This window comes from Caulobacter ginsengisoli (assembly GCF_030814835.1).
Lineage (GTDB): Bacteria > Pseudomonadota > Alphaproteobacteria > Caulobacterales > Caulobacteraceae > Caulobacter > Caulobacter ginsengisoli.
The window spans coordinates 373,307-380,998 of record NZ_JAUSVS010000003.1; the positions used below are offsets into that span (position 1 = coordinate 373,307).

Sequence of the window (7,692 nt, forward strand, 5' to 3'; positions counted from 1 at the left end):
GGACGCGGCTTACGCCGCGTCCGACTTGCGCAGATAGATGCTGTTCTTGGGCGTGCTCATCACCCGGTGCAGCATCGGCTCGAACGCCTCGATCGGCATCGACTCGTAGTTCGGATCGAACGCCGACTGGTCGTAGAGGTGGCAGAACTGGGCGCAGTGCTCGAAGCTGGGATGGCCGCGATACTGCTCGCGCATGTCGCGGTCCAGGCCCAGGTGGTGGAAGAAGTAGTAGCCCTGGAAGATGCCGTGATGGGCGACCATCCAGTGGTTGGCCTCCGAGACGAAGGGCTGGACGATGGCCGCGCCGATGTCGGCGTGGTTGCGGGGTCCCAGGATGTCGCCGATGTCGTGGAGCAGGGCGCAGACGACATATTCCTCGTCGCGGCCGTCCTTGTGGGCGCGGGTGGCGGTCTGCAGGCTGTGCTCCAGCCGGTCGACCGCGAAGCCGCCGCAGTCGCCCTTCAGCAGGTTGAGGTGCGAGACCAGGCGGGTCGGCAGTTCGCGGCCGAACTCGACCGAGGCGGCGGCGATCTTGCCCCAGTCCTCGGCGGTGCCGTCGATCATGGCGTGGAAGCCGGCCCGTTGTTCGGTTCCGTGAGCGCCGTCGGCCATCAGTTAGCTCCCTTGGTCTGGCATGCGTTGCCATCACGTTGGACGCCGTTGACGCAGCCGTCAATCTGCCGGGCGGGCCGCGGCGGCGCGACGATGACCGGCGGCCCAACGATCGGTGGGGCTGGCGGCGCGGGGGCGGCGCGTCTGGACGGGGGACGGTTGGCCGGCCCGCTTACGGCGGGCGGCCGGGGCGCCAGCGGCGTGGCCATCGGCGGCATCGGCGGACGGGCCTTCAGTCCGATCACGCCGGCCCGGCCGTCATAATAGACCGCGTAATAGTAGTAGGGCAGGACGCCCAGATTGAGCTTCTCGGACTCGGAGCCGAGCAGGGGGATGCGGTAGAGGGCCGCGCCCGACCCCTGGTCCATGCGGTAGCGGAAGGTCAGGCCGACCTCGCCCCGGCCCAGCTCGACCTTCATCGCCTCGCCCCGGCGCCATTCCGGGGCCGCGTCGGCGGCGTGCAGGTAGATGTTGGGAGCGCCGGTGTCGAGCACCGCCTCGCCGCACCAGCTGCGGCCCGCCGCCGTCTCTGAACTCAGGCAGGCGGAAAGCTCCTCGTCGAGCCAGCCGGTGCTTTCCGGCTGGTCGTCGGACGTCGCCGGCTCCAGCTGCATCATGGCAAAGCCCGCCTTGTCCGCCGCGGTCGGATTGATGATCAGCTTGCCGGGCCCCGGCTCGCCGGGCCGGGGCAGCACCACGATCCATTGGCCGCTGGCCGTCGCCGACAGCGGGTTGCCGAAGCTGTTGAGCCGCAGCCCCAGGCCCAGCACCGCCTCGAAGCCGTCCGTCGGGCCCATGCCGCCGATGCGATACTCCTGGGGCGTGGCGTTGCCGACCCCACAGCGCGGCCGCTCGACCATGCAGGAGACACTCTCGATGGCCTGGATGGTGACCGTCGCCGGCGCCGCTTCGCCGACGGCGACCTCGGCGGTGGCGATCTCGCCCCGGGTGATCAGGCCGTTGGCGAAGCGGGTGGAAACCATCCGGCCGGTCTTGGCGTAGCGCGAGGCCTGGGCCAGGGTCACCGCCGGGGTGATACGCAGGCCCCTGGAGCCGGTGTCGATCATCGCCTCGAAGGGGGGGCCGCCTCCGACTGAGACGGGCACGGTGAAACGCATGTCGCCGTCGGCCAGCATCACCGCCTTGATCGGAATCTCCAGCCGGCGCGCCTCGGGCGGTCCGGCCCAGGCGGGGATCGAGAGCGCCAGCCAACCGGCGACCGCGATACAGAAGGAAGACAGACGCATGCGCACCCCCACGGCCCGACTTTGCCCGGCGGCTGCGGGTTTGGCTAGCACCGCCCCGGCCTCTTGCGGCCAACGGCGAAACCTCTATGTTGCGCCGCCTTCGGACGGGCCATGCGCCCTCCCGGCGCGGCCGTAGTTCAGAGGTAGAACGTCAGCTTCCCAAGCTGAATGTCGGGGGTTCGATTCCCCCCGGCCGCTCCAGTTTCTTCAAACGCCCGGACACCGGCAAACTGGACGGTCGCTCGTGGTTTTACGGGCGGCCTGGCAGGTCGAACGGCGCCAGGTCGGCCGCCCGGGCCTGGACCAGGTCCTTGAGCCAGGCGCGGACGGCGCGCACCCGGGCGGTGGCGGCCACGTCGCGGTGGGTGCTGATCCAGAAGCGGCGGGTCAGCACCAGGGTCTGGGGCAGGACACAGGTCAGGCCCTGGGCCAGGAAGCAGGGCAGCACGCCGATGCCGCCGCCCGCGGCGATGATCTCGCGCTGGGCGCGCAGGGAAGAACTGGCGAGGGTTGGGCGCAGGCCCGGTCCCAGCTCGTCGAAATAGCGCAGCTCCGGGGCATGGATCAGGTCATCGACATAGCCGACCAGGGCGTGGGCGCTCAGCGCCTCCAGCCGGTCGGGCGCGCCGAATTCCTGCAGGTAGGCGGGCGAGGCATAGAGGGCCAGCTGGTAGTGGGTCAGCGGCTCGACAACCAGGCGGGGGCTGCCCGGGGCGCTCAGGCTGACCGCCAGGTCCACCTCGCGCCGGGATGGCGAGAGCAGCTCCGAGGTAGCCGCCAGTTCGATCCGCAGGCCGGGCCGGGCCCGTCTCAGGGCCGGCAGGGCCGGGGCCAGGATGGCCGTGCCGAAGCCCTCGGCCGTGCCGATCCGCACCGTGCCGCCGACCACATCCGGCTGGCCCGCGGCGGCGGCGGCCTGCATGGCCTCCTCGACATTCAGCCCCTTCTCCAGCAGGTGAGCGCCCGCCGCCGTCAGCTGCAGGCCGCTGGAGGAGCGGACGAACAGGGTCGCCTTCAGCGCGGTCTCCAGCCGGGCCACCCGGCGGCCCACCGTGGCGGCGTCGACGCCGAGCGGCTGGGCCGCGGCGGTCAGCGAGCCGGCGCGGGCGGCGGCCAGGAACAGCCTCAGATCATCCCAGTCGAACATAGGTCCCGCAATTTTGCATCTTGATGCCGGCAAGAATGCAATACGGGCCGCGGCCCGGCAATGCTAGCTGCTCAGGCCAGACAGACTTAAGGAGCGCCGCCATGCGCGAGATCGCCCATTTCATCAACGGGTCCAGCTTTACGGGCGCGTCCGGCCGCCATGGCGATGTGTTCAACCCCAACACCGGCGAGGTGCAGGCCCGGGTGCAGTTCGCGACCTCGGCGGAGATGGACAAGGCCGTGGCCGCCGCCGCGGCCGCCCATGTCGGCTGGTCGCAGACCAACCCCCAGCGCCGGGCCCGGGTGATGTTCGAGTTCAAGCGCCTGGTCGAGGCCAACATGCAGGACCTGGCCGAACTGCTGTCCAGCGAGCACGGCAAGGTCATCGCCGACTCCAAGGGCGACATCCAGCGCGGCCTGGAGGTGATCGAGTTCGCCTGCGGCATCCCCCATGCCCTGAAGGGTGAGTACACCGAGGGCGCGGGCCCCGGCATCGACGTCTATTCCATGCGTCAGTCGCTGGGCGTGGTCGCCGGCATCACCCCGTTCAACTTCCCGGCCATGATCCCGATGTGGATGTTCGGGGTGGCCATCGCGGTCGGCAACACCTTCATCCTCAAGCCGTCCGAGAAGGATCCCTCGGTCCCGGTTCGCCTCGCCGAGTTGATGATGGAAGCCGGGGCGCCGGCCGGCGTCCTGAACGTGGTGCACGGCGACAAGGCGGCGGTCGACGCCATCCTGCAGCATCCCGACATCAAGGCCGTCAGCTTCGTCGGCAGCAGCGACATCGCCCATTACGTCTATTCGCAGGGCACGCTGCACAACAAGCGCGTCCAGGCCATGGGCGGGGCCAAGAACCACGGCGTCGTCCTGCCCGACGCCGACCTCGACCAGGTGGTCAAGGACCTGTCGGGGGCCGCCTTCGGCTCGGCCGGCGAGCGCTGCATGGCGCTGCCGGTCGTGGTGCCGGTCGGCAAGACGGTGGCCGATGAACTGCGCAAGCGGATGATCGCCGAGATCGAGACCCTGAAGGTCGGGGTCTCCAACGACGCCGACGCCCAGTACGGCCCGGTGGTCAGCGCCGCCCATCGCCAGAAGATCGCCGACTACATCCAGATCGGTCAGGACGAGGGGGCCGAGCTGGTCGTCGATGGCCGCGACTTCAAGCTGCAGGGCTACGAGAGCGGCTTCTTCATCGGCCCCAGCTTCTTCGATGGCGTCAAGCCGGGCATGAAGACCTATCAGGAAGAGATCTTCGGCCCCGTGCTGCAGATGGTCCGGGCCGACAATTTCGAGGAGGCCCTCGACCTGCCCTCCAGCCACCAGTACGGCAATGGCGTGGCCATCTTCACCCGCAACGGCCGGGCGGCCCGCGAGTTCGCCGCCCGGGTCAATGTCGGCATGGTCGGCATCAATGTGCCCATCCCGGTGCCGGTCGCTTACCACACCTTCGGGGGGTGGAAGCGCTCGGCGTTCGGGGACACCAACCAGCACGGCATGGAGGGGCTGAAGTTCTGGACCAAGGTCAAGACCGTCACCGCGCGCTGGCCCGAGGGGATGACCGACGACTCGGCCTTCGTCATTCCGACGATGAAGTAGGGTGGCCGTGGACTTCTCCCTGACCGACGATCAACGCGCCATCCAGGAGATGGCCCTGGCCTTCGCCCGGGACGAGATGGCCCCGCACTCGGCCAGGTGGGACGAGGAGAAGTTCTTCCCCGTCGATGTGCTGCGCCAGGCGGCCGGCCTGGGCTTCGCCGGGGTCTATGTGCAGGACGATGTCGGCGGCTCGGGCCTGACGCGGCTGGACGCCTCGCTGATCTTCGAGGCGCTGAGCTACGGCGACGTGCCGACGGCGGCCTACCTGACCATCCACAACATGGCCTCCTGGATGATCGACCGCTTCGCCGGCGACGAGCTGCGCCAGCGCTACCTGCCGCGCCTGACCACCATGGAACTGATCGCCAGCTACTGCCTGACCGAGCCGGGCTCCGGTTCCGATGCCGCCGCCATGCGCACCACGGCGAAACTGGACGGCGACCACTACGTCCTGAACGGCTCCAAGGCCTTCATCTCCGGCGCTGGGGTCTCTGACGTCTATGTGGTCATGGCCCGCTCCGGCGGCGAGGGGGCCAAGGGCGTCTCGGCCTTCGTGGTCGAGAAGGGCTGGGAGGGTCTCAGCTTCGGGGCCAACGAGCGCAAGATGGGCTGGAATTCGCAGCCCACCGCCCAGGTCAATTTCGACAATGTCCGGGTCCCCGTTTCCAACCGCATCGGCCAGGAAGGCGAGGGCTTCCGCTTCGCCATGATGGGGCTGGATGGCGGGCGGCTGAACATCGCCTCCTGCTCGCTGGGCGGGGCGGCCTTCGCGCTCGATACGGCCAAGGCCTATATGGAGACCCGCAACCAGTTCGGCCGGCCGCTGAAGGACTTCCAGGCCCTGCAGTTCAAGATCGCCGATATGGCCACCGACCTGGAGGCCGCCCGGCTGATGGTCCGGAGCGCCGCCGCCGCTCTCGATAACCGCGATCCCAACGCCACCAAGCTCTGCGCCATGGCCAAGCGCTTCGCCACCGACGCCTGCTTCACGGTCGCCAACGACGCCCTGCAGCTGCACGGCGGCTACGGCTTCCTGCAGGATTATCCCCTGGAGCGCATCGTCCGCGACCTGCGGGTCCACCAGATCCTCGAAGGCACCAACGAGATCATGCGGGTCATCATCGGACGGGAGATGTTCAGACAATGAGCGGACGTATCGCCTTCATCGGCGTCGGCAACATGGGCCTGGGCATGGCCGCCAACCAGGTCAAGGCGGGGGCGCAGGTCAGCGCCTTCGACCTGTCGCCGGCGGCGCTGGCCAAGGCCGTCGAGGCAGGCTGTTCCGCCGCCGGCTCGGTGGCCCAGGCCGTCGCTGACGCCGACATCGTCATCACCATGCTGCCGGCCGGCCAGCATGTGCGGGCGGTCTATGCCGAGCAGGTGCTGGCCAACGCCCCCAAGGCGGCCCTGCTGATCGACTGCTCGACCATCGACGTCGACAGCGCCCGGGCCGTGGCCGCCCAGGCCGCGGCGGCGGGGTTCCGCTTCGCCGACGCGCCGGTCTCGGGCGGCATCATGGCGGCCGACGCCGGGACCCTGGCCTTCATGGTCGGCTGCCGCGAGCAAGACTTCGCCGACATCGAGGCGGTGCTGGCCCCCATGGCCCGGGCGGTGATCCGGGCCGGCGAGGCGGGGGCCGGCCAGGCGGCCAAGATCTGCAACAACATGCTGCTCGGCATCTCCATGCTAGGGACCTGCGAGGCGTTCGCCCTGGCCGAGAAGCTGGGCCTGGACGGCGAGCGCTTCTTCGAGATCGCCTCGAAGTCCTCGGGCCAGTGCTGGTCGCTGACCACCTACTGCCCCTGGCCCGGCCCCGTGCCCACCGCCCCGTCCAACCGCGACTATGAGGGCGGCTTCCTGACCGCCCTGATGCTCAAGGACCTCAAGCTGGCCCAGGAGGCGGCGGCCAAGGCCGGCGCGACCACGCCGCTGGGCGCCCAGGCCGAGGCGCTCTACGCTCTCTTCGACGGGCTGGGCCATGGCGGCCGCGATTTCTCCGCGGTGCTGCAGCTGATGCGAGGCAGGCTCGACACCCTGAACTAGGAGAAGGCCCCATGACCTCGTCGGTGACCACGCCCATCCTGCTGATCGACGATCCCGCGCCCATGGTGCGGCGGCTGACCCTCAACCGGCCGGACAAGCGCAACGCCCTCTCCAACGAGTTGCGGGGCCAGGTCTTCCAGGCGCTGGAAGCGGCCGACGCCGATCCGGAGGTGCGGGTCATCATCATCCGCGGGGCCGGGACCTGCTTTTCGGCCGGCTACGACCTCTCCGGCGAGGCCCGCCACCAGCCCCTGCCGTTCGCCACCGCCGGCGGGCCCGGCCAGTGGGCCCGGCATGTGGTCGAGGGGGCCTTCCGCATCTGGGACCTGGCCAAGCCGGTGATCGCCCAGGTGCATGGCTGGTGCCTGGCCGGCGGCTCGGAACTGGCGACCGCCTGCGACCTGGTCTACGTCGCCGAGGACGCCAGGATCGGCTATCCGCCCGTCCGCTCGATGAGCCCGCCCGACAACCAGTTCCATCCCTGGCTCTGCGGGCTGCGGCCGGCCATGGAGATGATGCTGACCGGCGACGCCATGGACGGGCTCGAGGCGGTGCGGGTCGGCTTCGCCAACCGCGCCTTCCCGGCCGAGCAGCTGGACGCCGAGGTGCTGGCCATCGCCGAGCGGGTGGCCAAGACCCCCACCGACGTCCAGCAGATGAACAAGCGCAGCGTCCATCGGGCCATGGAAGTCATGGGCCTGCGCGCCGCCATCCGGGCCGGCACGGACATCCAGGCCCTGGCCCTGACCACCGCCAGCTCCCGCGCCACCTTCGCCCAGTTCCGCGAAAGCGTGACCCAGGCCCTCGACGCGCGGGATGGCGGGTTTGGGGATTATCGGACGGAGGGCGAGGGGTAGGCTCAATTGACATTCAGCGATGTCACCAAGCCAGCACTTCGCGGTTTTGGCTCGGCAGACACCCCTCCCCAACACCGTCATCCTAGGCCTTGTTGTACGGACCGGGGACATGCCTGACGGGTGTTCGGGGACATAGCTGACACATCATTGGCTGGATTTGCTCTTGAGGAGGGCGGTCCATGCCTTGG

The 7,692-nt window shown here is 69.5% G+C and carries 7 protein-coding genes and 1 tRNA gene; 5 read left to right on the top strand and 3 right to left on the bottom strand.

Going from position 1 to position 7,692, the window contains the following annotated elements:
- Positions 1-9: 9 nt before the first annotated feature.
- Together QO010_RS11635 and QO010_RS11640 are read right to left on the bottom strand one after the other, a co-directional pair.
- Positions 10-612, bottom strand: coding sequence for an HD domain-containing protein (locus tag QO010_RS11635; RefSeq protein WP_307349289.1), 603 nt, complete (start codon positions 610-612; stop codon positions 10-12).
- Entirely contained in the window at positions 612-1,859 is a 1,248-nt protein-coding gene (locus QO010_RS11640; RefSeq protein WP_307349290.1) for a hypothetical protein, read from the bottom strand. The genes QO010_RS11635 and QO010_RS11640 overlap by 1 nt, the downstream gene beginning before the upstream one ends.
- A gap of 126 nt (positions 1,860-1,985) precedes the next feature.
- Between QO010_RS11640 and QO010_RS11645 the strand changes: the two genes are divergently transcribed.
- Positions 1,986-2,060: transfer RNA gene (locus tag QO010_RS11645), tRNA-Gly, on the top strand.
- Between the two features lie 49 nt (positions 2,061-2,109).
- Here the strand turns inward: QO010_RS11645 and QO010_RS11650 are convergent.
- Positions 2,110-3,006: a LysR family transcriptional regulator gene (locus QO010_RS11650; protein ID WP_307349291.1), complete on the bottom strand. Its 897-nt coding sequence runs from the start codon at positions 3,004-3,006 to the stop codon at positions 2,110-2,112.
- Positions 3,007-3,107: 101 nt separating this feature from the next.
- Between QO010_RS11650 and QO010_RS11655 the strand changes: the two genes are divergently transcribed.
- The 4 genes from QO010_RS11655 to QO010_RS11670 are packed head-to-tail and all read left to right on the top strand — an operon-like array spanning position 3,108 to position 7,504.
- Positions 3,108-4,604 (top strand): CoA-acylating methylmalonate-semialdehyde dehydrogenase, encoded by a 1,497-nt coding sequence (locus QO010_RS11655; protein ID WP_307349292.1) that lies wholly within the window; start codon positions 3,108-3,110, stop codon positions 4,602-4,604.
- A 1-nt stretch (position 4,605) separates the two neighbouring features.
- Positions 4,606-5,751 carry an isobutyryl-CoA dehydrogenase gene (locus QO010_RS11660; RefSeq protein WP_307349294.1) on the top strand — a complete coding sequence of 382 codons (1,146 nt, stop codon included), beginning with the start codon at positions 4,606-4,608 and terminating at the stop codon, positions 5,749-5,751.
- Entirely contained in the window at positions 5,748-6,647 is a 900-nt protein-coding gene (mmsB, locus tag QO010_RS11665; RefSeq protein WP_307349296.1) for a 3-hydroxyisobutyrate dehydrogenase, read from the top strand. Before QO010_RS11660 ends, mmsB begins: the two co-directional genes overlap by 4 nt.
- An 11-nt stretch (positions 6,648-6,658) precedes the next feature.
- Positions 6,659-7,504 carry an enoyl-CoA hydratase/isomerase family protein gene (locus QO010_RS11670; protein WP_307349298.1) on the top strand — a complete coding sequence of 282 codons (846 nt, stop codon included), beginning with the start codon at positions 6,659-6,661 and terminating at the stop codon, positions 7,502-7,504.
- Positions 7,505-7,692 lie beyond the last annotated feature (188 nt).

What these genes read in the sequence shown, in the direction of transcription:
- QO010_RS11650 (WP_307349291.1), bottom strand. Translation starts at nt 3,006, where the DNA reads ATGTTCGACTGGGATGATCTGAGGCTGTTCCTGGCCGCCGCCCGCGCC.
- QO010_RS11670 (WP_307349298.1), top strand. Translation starts at nt 6,659, where the DNA reads ATGACCTCGTCGGTGACCACGCCCATCCTGCTGATCGACGATCCCGCG.
- QO010_RS11635 (WP_307349289.1), bottom strand. Translation starts at nt 612, where the DNA reads ATGGCCGACGGCGCTCACGGAACCGAACAACGGGCCGGCTTCCACGCC.
- mmsB (WP_307349296.1), top strand. Translation starts at nt 5,748, where the DNA reads ATGAGCGGACGTATCGCCTTCATCGGCGTCGGCAACATGGGCCTGGGC.
- QO010_RS11655 (WP_307349292.1), top strand. Translation starts at nt 3,108, where the DNA reads ATGCGCGAGATCGCCCATTTCATCAACGGGTCCAGCTTTACGGGCGCG.
- QO010_RS11640 (WP_307349290.1), bottom strand. Translation starts at nt 1,859, where the DNA reads ATGCGTCTGTCTTCCTTCTGTATCGCGGTCGCCGGTTGGCTGGCGCTC.